This window comes from Actinomyces ruminis (assembly GCF_002154335.2).
In the GTDB taxonomy this organism is placed as follows: domain Bacteria; phylum Actinomycetota; class Actinomycetes; order Actinomycetales; family Actinomycetaceae; genus Actinomyces; species Actinomyces ruminis.
This window is the reverse complement of sequence record NZ_MTPX02000032.1, coordinates 33,200-47,881: the sequence shown is the minus strand read 5'-3', so window position 1 is coordinate 47,881 and position 14,682 is coordinate 33,200. Positions and strand designations below refer to the sequence as shown.

11 protein-coding genes and 4 pseudogenes are annotated in these 14,682 nt (G+C 70.7%); 8 read left to right on the top strand and 7 right to left on the bottom strand.

The features are described from left to right. Positions 1–57: 57 nt before the first annotated feature. The 4 genes and pseudogenes from BW737_RS05220 to BW737_RS05205 all read right to left on the bottom strand — a co-directional run bounded on the left by BW737_RS05220 (position 58) and on the right by BW737_RS05205 (position 3,218). Positions 58–1,295: pseudogene (locus BW737_RS05220) on the bottom strand (TadA family conjugal transfer-associated ATPase). Next, the gene (locus BW737_RS05215) at positions 1,289–1,507 is read right to left on the bottom strand and encodes a hypothetical protein (RefSeq protein WP_143233282.1); all 219 of its coding nucleotides are present in this window, start codon (positions 1,505–1,507) and stop codon (positions 1,289–1,291) included. The pseudogene BW737_RS05220 and the gene BW737_RS05215 overlap by 7 nt, the downstream one beginning before the upstream one ends. Then, positions 1,480–2,397, bottom strand: a complete 918-nt coding sequence (locus BW737_RS05210) for a cellulose synthase operon protein YhjQ/BcsQ (protein WP_086615463.1) — start codon at positions 2,395–2,397, stop codon at positions 1,480–1,482. Before BW737_RS05210 ends, BW737_RS05215 begins: the two co-directional genes overlap by 28 nt. Positions 2,398–2,543: 146 nt before the next feature. Continuing rightward, on the bottom strand, positions 2,544–3,218 hold the full coding sequence (locus BW737_RS05205) for a Fic family protein (protein ID WP_257210497.1): 675 nt from the start codon (positions 3,216–3,218) through the stop codon (positions 2,544–2,546). Between the two features lie 1,064 nt (positions 3,219–4,282). On the opposite strand from BW737_RS05205, the gene BW737_RS05200 reads away from it, so the two are divergent. The 5 genes from BW737_RS05200 to BW737_RS05180 all read left to right on the top strand — a co-directional run bounded on the left by BW737_RS05200 (position 4,283) and on the right by BW737_RS05180 (position 8,682). Beyond that, positions 4,283–5,212: a hypothetical protein gene (locus BW737_RS05200; protein WP_257210496.1), complete on the top strand. Its 930-nt coding sequence runs from the start codon at positions 4,283–4,285 to the stop codon at positions 5,210–5,212. Positions 5,213–5,339: 127 nt separating this feature from the next. Then, a complete protein-coding gene (locus BW737_RS17790; protein WP_257210495.1) occupies positions 5,340–6,236 on the top strand; it encodes a hypothetical protein in 897 nt (298 codons plus the stop codon). A gap of 191 nt (positions 6,237–6,427) precedes the next feature. Continuing rightward, positions 6,428–7,144: an AzlC family ABC transporter permease gene (locus tag BW737_RS05190; protein ID WP_086615462.1), complete on the top strand. Its 717-nt coding sequence runs from the start codon at positions 6,428–6,430 to the stop codon at positions 7,142–7,144. Next, positions 7,138–7,461, top strand: coding sequence for a branched-chain amino acid transporter permease (locus BW737_RS05185; protein ID WP_086615461.1), 324 nt, complete (start codon positions 7,138–7,140; stop codon positions 7,459–7,461). The genes BW737_RS05190 and BW737_RS05185 overlap by 7 nt, the downstream gene beginning before the upstream one ends. A 99-nt stretch (positions 7,462–7,560) precedes the next feature. Continuing rightward, on the top strand, positions 7,561–8,682 hold the full coding sequence (locus BW737_RS05180) for an alpha/beta fold hydrolase (protein WP_086615460.1): 1,122 nt from the start codon (positions 7,561–7,563) through the stop codon (positions 8,680–8,682). On the opposite strand, the gene nth is transcribed toward BW737_RS05180, so the two are convergent. Then, a complete protein-coding gene (gene nth, locus BW737_RS05175) occupies positions 8,588–9,334 on the bottom strand; it encodes an endonuclease III (protein WP_257210494.1) in 747 nt (248 codons plus the stop codon). The genes BW737_RS05180 and nth overlap by 95 nt on opposite strands. A 116-nt stretch (positions 9,335–9,450) precedes the next feature. Here nth and BW737_RS05170 point away from each other — a divergent pair, with 116 nt between their 5' ends. Beyond that, entirely contained in the window at positions 9,451–10,128 is a 678-nt protein-coding gene (locus BW737_RS05170) for a Crp/Fnr family transcriptional regulator (RefSeq protein ID WP_086615458.1), read from the top strand. 448 nt (positions 10,129–10,576) lie between these two features. Here the strand turns inward: BW737_RS05170 and BW737_RS05165 are convergent. After that, positions 10,577–10,762 (bottom strand): annotated as a pseudogene (locus BW737_RS05165) (DUF4177 domain-containing protein); the annotation flags it as partial. Positions 10,763–10,894: 132 nt separating this feature from the next. Then, the gene (locus tag BW737_RS05160; RefSeq protein ID WP_073331031.1) at positions 10,895–11,218 is read right to left on the bottom strand and encodes a WhiB family transcriptional regulator; all 324 of its coding nucleotides are present in this window, start codon (positions 11,216–11,218) and stop codon (positions 10,895–10,897) included. Between the two features lie 259 nt (positions 11,219–11,477). Here BW737_RS05160 and BW737_RS05155 point away from each other — a divergent pair. Together BW737_RS05155 and BW737_RS05150 are read left to right on the top strand one after the other, a co-directional pair. Next, positions 11,478–13,665: pseudogene (locus tag BW737_RS05155) on the top strand (transglycosylase domain-containing protein). Position 13,666: 1 nt separating this feature from the next. Continuing rightward, a pseudogene (locus BW737_RS05150) lies at positions 13,667–14,631 on the top strand (metallophosphoesterase). Positions 14,632–14,682: the final 51 nt, after the last annotated feature.

The following is a 14,682-nucleotide window of genomic DNA, read 5'->3' as shown; positions in this document are numbered from 1 at the left end:
CGCGTCCCGGGCCCGGCGGCGAACCCGGCAGCAGCGGGGTGGGAGTCTCCCGGGTGCCTATGCCCAGGGCTGCGGCAACGGACGCTCCCCGATCCGTGCGGCCAGGCGGTCCACGCCGGGCCCGGCCGCCACCGCACCGTCGGTGTCCACCACCAGGGCGTCCCGGCACCGCATCCGCTCGCCGTCCCGCTCCAGCACGCCGACGGCGGCTACCCGGCGCAGCGTGGCCGCGCCGGGTCGGGTCTGGCGGCGCAGGTGGACGACGGCGTCGAGGGCGCTGGCGGCCTGGGCGGCGACGGCGCTCTCGCCCATGCCGGCCAGCGCGCCCAGGGCGGTCAGGCGAGCGGGGACGTCGGCGGGTGAGTTGGCGTGCAGGGTGGCCCAGCCGCCCTCGTGGCCGGTGTTGAGCGCGGTGAGCACGTCGCGTACCTCGGGGCCGCGGCACTCTCCGAGCACAATCCGGTCCGGGCGCATGCGCAGCGCGGTACGCACCAGGGTGGTCATGGGAACGGCGCCGACGCCTGAACGTTCTCTCCGCGCTCTTGCAGGTGAATCACATGCGGGTGGTCGGGGCGCAGCTCGCTGGCTTCTTCAATACACACGATCCGCTCGTCACCAGGCACCTGCCCCAGCAGGGCCGCCAGCAGGGTGGTCTTGCCGGTGCCGGTGGCGCCGGTGACTAGGCAGTTGGCGCGGCGGTCCACGAGCGCGGTCAGGACGGTGTCCATGCCGGGAGCGATGGTGCCGACGGCGACCAGCTCGGTCAGGGTGAAGGCGCGACGGCGCTTGGTGCGCAGGCAAATTAGGGTGCCGTCGGCACTGAGCGGCGGCAGGACGGCGTTCAGGCGGGTGCCGTCGGCCAGAGTGACGTCGACGATGGGGCTGGCGTCGTCCAGGCGGCGCCCGCACGCGGCGGCCATGCGCACGGCCAGCGCCCGCGCCTGTGCCTCTGGCAGGCTGGTGTCGGGAACCGCTTCGAGCCCACGGCCGCGATCGATCCAGGTGCGGCCGGCGCCGACGAGCACGTCGGTGACGCCGTCCAGTTCCAGCAGTGGTTGCAGGACGGGGCCGGCGCCCGCGACGTCGGCGCGCACATGTCGAGTGAGGCGGGCCAGACCGCCCGCGCCGGTGGTGGGAGCAGCCCCGGAGCCGAGGGCGGCGTCGAGGCTGGCGCCGTGAGCGAGGGCGCTGCGCACGCGGGTCAGTTCGTCGCGCCTCGCATCCCCGGCACCCGTTGCCGGAACTCCCGCCGGCCGGATACCGCCCGTTCCAGCCGGTGAGGTCGCGGCTACCATGGCGCGTCCTCGGGCGCTTCGTCGTCGCCCAGCAATCGCTCGGCGACGGCGCGCGCCTGGGAGCGCAGGGCGCCGCGGCCGCGGGTGGGGTCGTCCCCGCGGGCGATGCGCTGGGCGACTGCGCGCTCGTGCGGAAGGACGGCGAGGACCTCGGTGCCGGTCGTCAGCGCCAGCTCGTCTGGAGTCAGGTCCTCACCGAGCTTGCGCACCACCGTGTACACCCCGGGCGGCGTGGCGAGGCCCGTACCCGCCAGATTCGGCGGAGCGGCCTGCGCGGCCGGCGCTGGCGCCGCCTGGAACCGGGCCGCCAGAGCTCCGCGGCTACGGCCGAGCGCAGGTCGAGGCCGGACACCAGCAGGACGGTGGCACCCGGGGGTGCCGGCCAGCCGCGAGGCAGGTCGAGCAGCACCAGGTCGTGCTGGGCGCGCAGGGCATCCAGGGCGGGGCGCAGCTGCTGCGGATCGCGGGGCCCGCCGCGCCCGTCACCGGTCAACACGGGCATGCCCAACCAGGCGGGCAGGGCGGTGGTGAGTTTCTCCGGGCGGAAGGCAGGCTCGTCGTCGGGCAGGTCCGCCCAGCGCAGGCCAGGCAGTACGCCGTCGCCCAGGAGCAGGCCCAGGCCACCGGCAGGGTCGGCGTCCACGATGGCGACGCCGCTGCCGCGGGCGTGGCACGCACGCGCCAGGTGCAGCAGGAAGGTGCTGGCACCGAGCCCGCCACGGGCCCCTACGACCACCAGGAGCCGGGCCCGCGGCGGGTGCTGCGCGGCCAGCAGCAAGACCATGAGGTGGTCGGCGCCGTCGGGACCGCAGCAGCGCTCGAGGCTCCCGACCACAATCCCGGGTTGTGTTTGCACCGCGGGACTCTCCTGCCGCGTCAACAGCAGCACGGCGGAGACCTCCGGGTCGGCGAGCAGGGCGCGGGCGGAGCCGAGCGGGTCCTCGCCGGGTGCGGTGCCGACGGGGTCGGCACCGGTGCAGGCGCGCACGATGTCCGCCGGAAAGCTGTCCGGAACGGCGAGCGGATGGGCGGCAGGGGGCGCGCCGTCGGGGGCGCTGGCGAGGAGTACCCGCACATTGGGGACGAGTGGGGCGGTGTCCATGGGGCCTCCTGGGCGATGGTGCCGGGCGGCCGGTGCTGGTTCCGCCCGCCAACAGAGTGCGCTGGGTACCGCAAATGGTGCTGACGGCCTGTGGATAGGGCTCGCGCAGGCTGTCTTGAACCGTGCCTGTGGACAGCGGTCGAGGCTCAGGGCACGGCGGTGGTTCCGGCCTGGACGGAACGGCAGATGGCCTGCGCCTCCTGGATACCGACGAGGATCGCCTCCGCCTGCCACAGGATCCAGTCGATTACGCCGTCGGGCTGCCCGGAGGCGTAGGCGGCGGCCGCCGCGGCGTAGGCGCCGGGCGCGCGGCCGGCGTACTGGTCGACGACGGCCACGCCGGTGGGTTCCAGCCCGTCGCGGGTGATCAGATAGCGCACCAGCAGCCGGCCGACGGCGGCGTTGGCGGCGCTGAAGGGGCGGGCGGCGATCATCTCGCCGTGCACCACGGCGGCGCGCACGAGCGCGGGGGCACCGGGGAGGTCAATGAGGCCCAGCAGGGCGGCGATACGGTCCCGCAACGCGTCGGCGTCCGGGGCCGCCCCGGGACCGCCCTCTAGCGGCATCGTCCCCGGGGCACGTGGAATAGCGACGGCGTCCACGGGGATTTGTCCGGTGGCCGCGAGTGGGCCGGCGACGTCGCGGTGCAACGCGGTCAGTAAGGCGCGGGGACTCGGTTGGGCGGGACGGACGGGGCCGGCCAGGTCGGGCATCCATTCGGTAAGGCGCACGCCGGCGCGCCACAGGCCGGCGGCGACGTCAAGGGAGGGGTCGCCGGTGGCGGCCTCGGTCAGAATGCAGGCGGCGACGGCGTCGCGCAACACCGCGGTGGGCAGGACGACGCCCTCGACGGCGGCGGAGGCGATGGCGCTGCGTATTGCGGTCTCGGCGCGGGCCTCGCGCCAGCGCGACGCAGGGCCTGGTGCCAGCGCAGCTGTGTGGAGGCCTCGCGCACGGCGTCCTCGGCGCGCTTGACCCGCGGATCGGCGGCGAACGTGTCCAGCGCCCGAACGATCGGATCACCGGCAGGTGCGTGCCGCTGGTGCCGCGCACGAGCCGGGTCGGTTGCACGCGCAGCCCCGTCCCTGCGCCCTGGCCGTTCACCGGGCGGCGGCCCGATCGTCACCCCCAGGCTGATCACGGGGTCACTGTATGCGTGTGGGCGGAGCCACCGCAAGCCGGCGCAGATGGGACTACATCGCAAACACCCGTTATGTGCAATGCACCGCCAGCAGATGTCACACAGGTGCCCATTGTGTGCAAAGTGGCTCTTCCGGTTTGTAGGTGTGGTGGCTGGCGTGTTGCGGGGTGAAGGACCTGGTGAGCCTGCCGGTTCACCACGCCGCGCTTGTCTGCCGGCAGCCCCGCTGTCCGGAAGCGGGTTCATCTGCAACGCCACTTCGGGGTTAACAACGCCTGTTAACGGTCTGCTGAAGGGCCCGAAGGTATACAGCAGAACGTTAAGTAGCGTTGTTAACGCCCAACCGGCGCAACAGACCCCTCAGCCCGACTCAACCACCACACCCACAAACCGGAGGAACCCCATTGATCCTGTCGTCGTAGCAGGCATAGCCCACTACCAGTTCGAGACTCTGCACCCTTTCCGCGACGGCTGCTGGACTGACGCCGGTGCAGGAGGAACTGAAGCAGGTCGTTCATGTCTCCTCCCCGCGCTCGGCTCATGCCACTGACCTGGTTGACCTGACGGTCTCCACGCCGTCGTTCACAGTGCGCAAGGCAGCCGCACCGCTTCACCGCGCCTAGGGTTCTGCAGGTTCTACTGACCGGCGGAGACCTCGAGGATGCGGAGTAGTCGGCGCCGACGCGCCCCGACCGGCTTCCAGCGGAGCCCACCCTAACTGGCCACTCATCTAGAATCGCCTTTGTGACGCAAGACATTGGCTCCATCGAGACTGCGGCGCCGCGCTCGCGCCGCGGCGACTATCTGCTGACCGCTGTGGTCGGCCTGCTGGTACCGCCGCTGACGCTCGCCCTAGCGGGCGTGACCGCCCAGGCCTCCGCCGCCGGCCAGCTGGGGCGCATCATCGTGTTCGGGCTGCTCATGCTGATGCTGTCCGCCCTGGCGCAGTGGCTGTTCGCGGTGCGTTCCTCTTTGGGCGGTCTGGTAGGGGGAATCGTCGCGCTGGTGGCGCAGGCCGTAATCCTGCTCAGTCCCGAGCGCGCCACCGCCGCTCCCTTCGCATGGGCCCGTTCCCTGATCCCCACCGGCGCCGTGCTCATCGTGGCGGGACTGCTGCTGGGAGGTTCCTGGGGCATGCGCCTGGCCCGCCGCGCGGGCCGCGCGGAGGCACGCCTGTCGGTAAGGCTCGGCGCAAATGACCGGAGACCGGGAGTCACCCCGGCGGCGCCGCCTTCGCGACGACGCGATCATGTGGCCTCCTTCCCGTTTACGGCAGTGGCAGTAGGAGCCGGCCTGGCCCTGATCGCGGCCGGGTACGCGCCCCTGGTATCCCCAGGAGCAGCGCTCGGTGGTGCTCTGCTCGGGCCCGCACTAGCGCTGGTGCTGTTGGTCTTGGGCGCAGCACTGACGGGCAGATCGACCCTGGGGGCCCGCGTCACGGGGGCATTGCTGGTGCTGTTGTCCCTGCCCGCAATGCTGGCGCAGGTGTGGCCGCACCTGCCGGGAACCGTCCTGTTGGCCCGGTTGCTCCCCCACGACCCGACCGGCATCAGCCTGCTGCTGACGGGCACCGTGCTGCTCACGGTCGGCTGGGGCGCGCACCTGGCCCGTCACCGGGGCCGGGCGGGCGAACTCGCCGAGCTGCATTCCCGCGAAACGTCGCCGCGCGCTTAGCCTGCCGCGCCGACCCCGCCCCCTCCAGTTCCGCCCGCGCCTACTCGGTCGAGTTTCGTCACGGCCCCGGCACGCCTCCCCGCGGGCGGGTGCCCGACCGTTACCGTGGGCGTAGAAGGAGGTCCCGATGAGCACCGACACCACCGCCGGAAACGACCCCGAGACCCAGGCCGCCGACCCCGATGCCGAATCCGCGGCATGGGCCCACGCATCCGCGCAGGTAGACGCCGAAGCCGGGCGCACCACCGACGCGCCGGACGCCGCCGAATCAGCGCCCAGCGCTGCCGATCTCGCGGCCGCCCCCGCCACCGCGGAGGCCACCGCAGACTCCGTCGCCAGCCCCAGCGCACCGGACGAGAAGGCCACCTCCACCCTGTCCCCACCGGAGCCCGCCCCGGCCCCGGCCACTCACGCATCGCCCGCCTCGCAGAACACCGCACCCATGCCGGTCGACGCCGCCCCCGCCGCCGCGCGGCCCCGGCCGCGTACGGAGGACGACATCCTGCTGGACGGCTCCAGCGTCGTCGGCCACCCTAAGTCCCGCGCCGCCGCCCACTGGGCCGGCGTACTGGTCTGGGTAATCGCCCTGCCCCTGGCCTGGTACCTCTTTCACGCTGGGGCCACCGCTGCGGTCGACGGTGCCGCCCCACTGACCTTCGGCACGCCGGTGCGCGCGCTAGTGGAGCTGGGCGCGGGCGCCGTCGTGCTCGCCATCGCGTTGTGGACGGCTAGCCGCTCCAGCCTGGGGTCCTTCGTCGTCGGCGTGATCTCACTGCTGGGCGGTGTGCCGTTCCTGGCGGCGCCGACGGCGATGAACGACTCGGTCGGGCCGTTCCTGGACCGGCTGACGGCGCACTCGAACCTGGGCGCATCCCTGTCCAGCTACTTCTGGGCTGATGCCGTCAGCGGCAAGTTCATTGCCTTCGGCCTGTTCATGATCATGGTTGGCGTGGTCTCGCACAATGCCCGCCGCGCGGGTCGGCGCGAGCAGGAGATCATCGACCGCGGACGCCGCCACGACTGACCCGAGCAGCGACCGCGCCTGCCACGGCGCCATCGTCCACCGGCGGCCCGCCCCCCGCACAGCGGCGCAGTCTCAGCATGAAGCCAACGGCGTTCCCGCCTCCAACAGCAGCCTAACCTGGGCCGGTGCCCGATCCCCGTATCTCACCCGCCGGCCCACGCCCGTCATCCACGCCTCGCCCGGCGTCGCAGATGGCGACGAGGCGTGACGCCGCCCGCGACGCCGTACCGGTCGTCATCGGTTACATCACGCTCGGCCTGGCGGCAGGCCTGCTGCTGGTCGCCGAGGGCCTGGACTGGTGGTGGGCGCCGCTGTGGAGCGTGCTCATCTACTCCGGCACCATGCAGATGCTGCTGGTACCGCTGGCCGGCGCCGGGGAGCCGCTGGCCGCAATCGCCGCCTCTACGCTGTTCGTGTCTGGCCGGCACGTCTTCTACGGGCTGGGGTTCCCACTGGACCGAGTGCGCGGCCGCCTGGCGACCCGCCTGTACGCGATCCACGCCATCACCGACGAGGTGTATGCCCTGCTGGCGTCGCGGGAGCGGGCGGCGATGAGCGGACGCTACATCGTCACCGTCGAGGCCATGAGCCACAGCGCATGGATTTCCGGTACCACCGCGGGGGCGCTTGCGGGCACCGGCCTGGCGGCCCTAGTCGGCGAGCGGGTGGAGCTGCTCGGCTTCGTGCTGACGGCGCTGTTCGTGGTCCTGGCGATTGAGAACTGGCGCTCCCACCCGGACCTGGCGGTGCTGCTGATCGGGTTCGTGGCCGGCGCCGTCGGACTGGCGGTGGGCGGTTCGGCGGCCCTGCTCAGCGCCCTGGGCACCCTCGCGGTCGCCCTGATCGCGCTGTACACCTGGCGGCAGCGTGCCGCCCGTCCCGCCGGCGAGGAGGCGCACCGATGCTGACCAACTCCCAACTGGCGCTGACCGTTGTGGTGGTGGCGGCCATTACCTACGGCTGCCGTATCGCGCCCTTCGTGCTCCTGCGCGGGCGCGGCCGGGTACCGCTGCTGACCTTCCTCGGCGACGCCATGCCGCTGGGCGTCATGATCGTGCTGGTGGCCTACACACTCGACGGCGTGACCACCGCCCCGGCCACCTGGCTGCCCGCCGTCGTCGGCATCGGCGCCACCGCCGCACTGCACCTGTGGCGCCGGGCGATGGGCCTGTCGCTGGTGGGAGGCACCGCCGTCTACGTGGCGGCCTCGCTGCTGATGGCCTGAGCCGCTGGGCTCAACGAGCTTCGTTGCTGCGATACCGACCTAGGCGAGGAGCGGCCACAGATCGAGCGGGTGCGGCCGTCTTGCCAGTAGGCTGCCGGTGTGCAAGCCACCGTGACTCGTCCCGGACCGTGGACCCACCGCCACGTCACCGCCGGCGGTACCCGTTTCCACGTCGTCCTGGCCGGCCCCGAGGCTCCCCTGACCTCCGCCGTCCCACGCCCGGCCCCATCAGCCTCACGTGGCCCCGAGACTGCCGTGCCGGCCGGCCATCCGGTTCTCCTGCTGCATGGCTTCCCCGAGTGCTGGTGGACGTGGCGACACGTGATCCCGGCACTGGCGGACGCCGGCCACCGCGTGATCGCCGTCGACCTGCGCGGCTTCGGTGGCTCCGACCGCCCGCCGTCGGGCTACGACCTGGTCACACTCGCCCGGGACGTCGCCGCCGTGGTACGCGCGCTCGGACACGACCATGCGATCATCGTCGGCGCCGGGCTCGGCGGGCAGGTCGGCTGGACGCTGGCCAGTCTGGAGCCGGAGCTGACGGTGGGGCTGATACCGATTGGCGCGCCGCATCCGCTGGCCGTGCGTTCCCTGCCCATGCGCAACGTCATGGGCTCGGCGGTGCAGCACCTGTTCTTCAATGTGCCGCTGCTGCCCGAACGCAGCCTGAGGACGACGGCGGGCGTCGAGCGGCTACTGCGCTCGTGGGCGGCCCCGGCCACGCGCCCCCTGGTCACCGAGGGCGCCGAATACTACGCCGCGCTACTGGCGCGTCCGGGCGCGGCACGCTCCGCGCTGGAGAACACCCGCCGCTCCACCCTCACGCGCGCCGAGGTGCAGACGCTGAACCGGCCGACGACGGTGCCGGTGCTCTCCGTGCAGGGCGAGTTCGACCCGGTGCAGCCCGCTCGGGCCCACGCCCGCGATACTCATCATGTGGTCGGCGTCCTGCAGCAGGTGACCATCCGCGGCGTAGGGCACTTCCCGCAGGAGGAGGCGCCGGAGCGGCTGGTGGATGTGCTGCTGCCCTTCCTCACCGAGCTGGCGGCCCCGCCCCGGCAGGACGCGCCACAGTCGCAGTCCTCCGCCCGGGTCCAGCGGACCGGTTGGCGCCGCGGGACGTCGTTCATACGCCGACCCGGGGGCATAGCCCGGCGGCGTTTAACACGCACGCCTCGCAGCGGGGCGCACGGGCGCGGCACACCGTCCTCCCATGCATGATGAGGCGGTGACAGCCGTCGGTCCACCGCTCCGGCGCCCATAGGGCGGCGAGATCGCGTTCGACGGCGAGCGGGTCGTGCGCCGTCGTCCAACCCAGGCGGCGCGATAGGCGGCCCACATGCGTGTCCACCGTGATCGCGGGCATGCCGAAGGCGTTGCCGAGCACCACGTTGGCGGTCTTGCGCCCCACCCCGGGCAGCGCCACCAGCGCCTTCCGGTCTGCGGGCACCGCACCGCCGTGAGCGGCCACCAGTTCGGCACCCAGTGCGATCAGCCGCGCGGCGCGGGTGTGGTGCATGCCCAGGGGCCGCAGCCGCGTCTCCAGGTCGGCCCGGTCCGCGCCGGCGAGCGCGGCCGCGTCCGGGTAGCGGGCGAACAGGCCCGGGGTGATGGTATTGACGCGGGCGTCGGTGGTCTGCGCGGACAGGACCGTCGCCACCAGCAACTGGAAGGGACCGTCGTGATCCAGGGTGCAGCCGGCGTCCGGATACAGGCGGATGAGTTCTTCGTCGACGGCGGCAGCCCGCTGGACGGCCGCATCGTTCGGGGCGCTCGGCGCGCTCGGGGCGGGCGTCGGCCCGTCCGCCCTAGGCACCGGCCCGCCCGACGCCGTCGCCTGCATTCCCGAAGACTCGTTGATTTGACCTGGCACACAGTGAGACTACAATGCTCGTCGGCGTGCCACAGGTCACAAGCCGTGGCTAGGATATGACGTAAGAGGCCCCGCTCGTTCCCGGGCCCGCCGCACGACACCACAGGAGGACCTTCGTGGAAGACAGCATCATCTCCAAAATCCCGTTGTTTGAGGGGATGAATCCGGAGGAGCGGGAAGAACTGCGCAACATGATGACGCAGACCACCCTGCGCCGCGGCGAGATCCTCTTCAACGAGGGCGACCCGGGCGACCGCCTGTACATCCTCCTGTCCGGCAAGATCAAGCTCGGCCACGCCTCGGCCGACGGGCGGGAGAATCTGCTGGCGGTGCTCGGCCCCGGCGAGGTCGTCGGTGAGCTGACCCTGTTCGATCCGGGTCCGCGCTCCACCACGGCGACCGCGGTCGCCCCCACCGACCTGCTGGCGCTGGAGCACACCCAGCTGATGAGCTTCATCGAGACGCACCCCACCCTGGCCAAGGACATGCTGCGCGCCCTGGCCCAGCGGCTGCGCCGCACCAACACGGCCCTGGCCGACCTGGTCTTCTCCGACGTGCCCGGCCGCGTCGCCAAGGCCCTGCTGGACCTCGCCGACCGCTTCGGCTCCAGCACGGAAGACGGCGTGCACGTGCCGCACGACCTCACCCAGGAGGAGCTCGCCCAGCTGGTCGGCGCCTCGCGCGAGACGGTCAACAAGTCGCTGGCGGAGTTCGTCTCCCGCGGTTGGATCCGCCTGGAGGGACGCGCCGTAACGCTGCTAGACGTCGACCGCCTGCGCCGCCGCGCCCGCTGACGTCCACGCCTTCTCTCCCCCGAGAACGGCACAAGTAACCCGCCGAAACCGACACGAATGACGTGTCGGTTTCGGCGTGTTTGCAGGTTGTCGGCGTGAATGTGTGTGCGGTCCGGGCGTGTCACGGGGATGCCCGCCGGTGAGCTCTTCGGTTTGGACCGCTATCCCCTGTTTGGACCGCGTAAGTCCATTTGGACCGCTTGCCCCTGTTTGGACCGCCGTTGTGTGCCACATGAGCGGTCCAAACCGACATGAGCGGTCCAAACCGACGTGAGGGGTCCAAACCGACGCGAGGGGTCCAAAGTGCGCTTCGAACCGGGTTGTGGTCGCGGCGGTGTGCGGTGGTCGAGGCCACGCGGCACGTCGGCAAACGCGAAGAGTCCCTCTTCCCGGGCAGCAGGATTACTGTCACTGCTTCCTCGACACTCCCGCACCGCGCGGAACCCTCAGCCAATGGCCGCTTCAGATAGGCGACCAGGTTCTCCGCACCGTTCGGGCCGGGAATCACCTGCACGAGTTCCCAGCCGTCGGCTCCCCACTGGTCAAGAATCTGCTTGGTGGCGTGGACGAGCAGGGGCACGGTTGCGTACTCCCACCGGGTTGTTGCCGGGGCATTGCTGGTTGCATCAGTCATGACCCGAGCCTATGGGCCCATGACTGTCGCTGAAAGCCTCGCAGAGACCTTGGCGGCAATGTCACCCCATACGGTCGGCAATACCGGTCCCCGCGCACACATGCGCCGGACGCGACCGCCCGGGCAGCGGACTCACCGCACGCGCGCGAGAATGCGGGGAGCGCGCCGAGCGTGAATCTCCGCGACGAGCTCGTCGTCCTCCCGGCGCAGCCACTCGCTCCAGTCGGTCACCTCCGGGAACCGCCGCAGCAGCGCTCGGCGTTCGCGCTCGGTCAGTCCTCCCCAGACACCAAAACTCAGCTCGGAGTCCAGGGCCTCCGCCAGGCACTCCATACGTACCGGGCAGGTGAAGCACAGCGAACGGGCATCGCGCTGTTCCGCCCCCTTGCCGAAGAGCCTGTCGGGCTGCACGCTTGCGCAGGCCGCACGGGCCGCCCAAGTCTGGTCGCTCGTCATTTCTCACTCCCCTACCGCTGCGGCCGACTACAATGTCAGCCGGGTCACACGTAGACGGTATGCCAACCGATGGTCATTTGCCAAATTGACCAGCGCGCGTTGCCCGCGCGCGAGCCATGCGCCCCGGTAGGCCCAGCGAGATCGTCACACAAGCCACCGCTGCCACCGACGCCGCGCAACGCTCCTCTTAGGCGTTTTTCAGCCGCCGTCCGCCGTCGCCCGGTGCACAAACAGACCATTTCGCCGTAGTGTGGGCCTCATGTCGAAGTCTTCCTCCCGCGGCAGGTCCTTATCCTCCCCGGCCCAGGTCGTAGCGATGCTGCTGGTCTTCCTGCTCCTGTCCGGCGCGGGCGGAGTGCTGGCGGCGGGCTTCGCCATGCCCGCCGTCGGGGTCGCCTCCGCGATCACCAACGCCTCCGCCCAGCTCTTCGACGAGCTGCCCGACGACTTCAACGTCCTTGAGCCCAGCCAGGTCTCGGTGATCAAGGCCTCCGACGGCAGCCAGATCGCCCAGTTCTACGCCGAGAACCGCATCGTCGTCTCCCTGGACGATATTTCCCCGAATATGCAGAACGCCATCGTGGCCGTAGAGGACCAGCGCTTCTACCAGCACAAGGGCATCGACCCGGCCGGCATTGTGCGTGCCGTGGTCTCCAACGCCAACGGCGGCTCGCAGGGCGCCTCCACGCTCACCCAGCAGTATGTCCGCAACGTCCTCATCGAGGCGGGCCTGCAGAACGACGACGACGCCGCCGTCGCCGCCGCCAAGGCGCCTACCGTTGCCCGCAAACTGCGGGAGATCAAGTACGCGCTCACCCTGGAGCAGAAGTACTCCAAGCAGCAGATCCTCGAGGGCTACCTCAACATCGCCTCCTTCGGCCCGTCTACCTACGGGGTGGAGGCCTCCGCACAGCACTACTTCTCCCACTCTGCCAAGGACCTTTCGGTTGCTGAGGCGGCACTCCTGGCGGGTCTTACCAACGCCCCCGGAATGTACGATCCCGTCCAGTACCCGGACAAGGCGAAGACCCGGATGGACTGGGTGCTGCAGAAGATGTACGAGGAAGAGTTCATCACCGCCGAGGAGTACCAGGCCGGGCTGGACACTCAAATCACGGACCTGCTGAAGGTAACCGACTCGGTGGGCGGCTGCGGGGCCGCGGGCTCGGCCGCCTACTTCTGCGAGTATGTGGTTGGGGAAATCGAGAACTCCGACATCTTCGGCGACACCGAGGCCGAACGCCGCCAGTTGCTGCTTCGGGGTGGCCTGGAGATCACCACCACGCTGGACCCGGCCAAGCAGAAGAACGCTAACGACACGATCCAGGCCTACGTGCCCACCGGCGATCCGTCGAACGTCAAGACGGCACTGGTGTCGATCGAGCCGGGCACCGGCCGGATCCTGGCCATGGCCCAGAACACCAACTACGGCGATGCCACCGGCTCCGACCCCACCGCCACCCAGATCTCCTACTCGGCCGACTATCTGCACGGCGGCATGGAGTCGAACGGCTTCCAGCCCGGGTCGGCGTTCAAGACCTTCGCCCTGGCCGAGTGGTACCAGGAGGGCCGCTCCGGGTACACGGTCACCAACACCACGCCACGCACCTTCTACTCCTCCGACTGGAACATCTCCTGCGACCCCGACTTCCACCCCGAGGCCTGGGCACCCAAGAATGCCGACGCCTCCGAGAACGGCCGGCACACGGTAATTGACAACACCGCCATGTCGATCAACGTCGGCTACGCGAGATGCTCGCCCAGATGGATGTGTGTAGCGTCACCCAGCTGGCGGCCGATATGGGCGTTACTAAGGCCAGTGGGGATCCGGTCGACCCCTATCCGTCCATCGTGCTCGGTGGCACCGAGACCACGCCCATCGCCATGGCCAACGCCTATGCGACCTTCGCCGCCCACGGCGTGTACTGCACCCCCATTGCCATCGACTCGATCACCGACGCGACGGTAATGAGATGAGTACGCCGTCGGCCAGCTGCAGCCAGGTGATGAGCGCAACCGCGGCAGACCAGGTGACCCTCACGCTCCAATCGGTACTGACCAGCAAGGGCACCGGTACGGCGGCCACCCTTACTGGGCGCCCCGCGGCCGGCAAGACCGGCACCACCGACAAGATGGACAACGCCTGGTTCATCGGCTACACCCCGCAGCTGGCCACCGCCATATGGACCGGCCACTCCGACGGCTATTACGCCATGAACGGCCAATACATCGGCGGGCGCTACTACGCCACCATGTACGGCGCCGACCTGCCCGCACCCATGTTCAAGACCTACATGGACGCCGCCCTGGCCGGCGAGCCGGTGGAATCCTTCAACCAGGTCAGCCTCGGCGCCGGCGCACCGACAACCAGCAACTCCGACGACGACGCCCAGGCGCAGCAGAACTCCACCGCGGCCCAGGACGACGACTCCGACGACGAGGACTGATATGTCCACGGCCCGCAACGCCGTGCTCGGCGGCCTGGCCGCCGGCGCCGGTCTACTCGGTTATGCGCTGCTCGAGGCGCGCTCGCCGGTGCTGCGCCGGGTGGATGTGCCCGTGCTGTCACCCGGCCAGCGCCCGCTTACGATCCTGCACCTGTCCGACCTGCATCTGACCGACCGTACCGAGGCGCGGGTGGAGTGGGTGCGTGGTTTGGCGAACACACGCCCCGACGTCGTCGTCAACACCGGCGACAATCTGTCCTTCGCAAGTGGACTGGAACCGCTGGGCCGGGCGCTAGAGCCTTCGCACGCCTGCCCGGCGCCTTCGTCATGGGCGATCACGACTACCGCACCACGGTATTCAAGTTGCCCACCCGCTACCTGCGCCGCGATCCGCGCTCCGGCGACGACCCCGAGCAGGAGGCCGCCGTTGAGCCGCTCCCCTGGCGGGAGGTACGCGACCTGCAGGCCGACGCCGGCTGGGTCAATCTGACCAATGCCCGCGGCAACCTCCACGTCAATGGCCGCCGCATCGAGCTGGTGGGGGTGGATGACCCGCATGTAGATCGGGACGCATTCCCGCCCCCCGCGCTGGTGCCCCCGAGCACGGACGACGGCGATCCGCTCCTCGACCGTGCTGGCAGGCCGCTGCGGTTGGGGCTACTGCACGCCCCCTACCGGCGGGTCCTGGAGGCCATGGCGGCAGACGGCGTGCAACTTGCCTTCGCCGGGCACACCCACGGCGGGCAATTGTGTCTGCCCGGATACGGGCCGCTGGTGACCAACTGCGACCTGGATCGCCGCCGAGCCTCGGGACTGTCGCATTGGCCGGACGCCCGCCTCGACGGCCGTGAGACCGACGCCATGTTCTTACACGTGTCCGCCGGCCTGGGTACCAGCCCGTACACACCGGTGCGTGTGGCATGCCGCCCGGAGGCAACACTGCTGACGCTGCTGCCGGCAGGCTGATCGCCCGGCGGGTGACCGAATCCTCAGACACACGATTTCCCCCACCGGCGC

Coding starts and splice junctions, on each gene's coding strand:
- BW737_RS05190 (WP_086615462.1), top strand. CDS start 6,428: ATGGCGACGAGGCGTGACGCCGCCCGCGACGCCGTACCGGTCGTCATC.
- BW737_RS05210 (WP_086615463.1), bottom strand. CDS start 2,397: ATGGACACCGCCCCACTCGTCCCCAATGTGCGGGTACTCCTCGCCAGC.
- BW737_RS05185 (WP_086615461.1), top strand. CDS start 7,138: ATGCTGACCAACTCCCAACTGGCGCTGACCGTTGTGGTGGTGGCGGCC.
- BW737_RS05160 (WP_073331031.1), bottom strand. CDS start 11,218: ATGACGAGCGACCAGACTTGGGCGGCCCGTGCGGCCTGCGCAAGCGTG.
- BW737_RS17790 (WP_257210495.1), top strand. CDS start 5,340: ATGAGCACCGACACCACCGCCGGAAACGACCCCGAGACCCAGGCCGCC.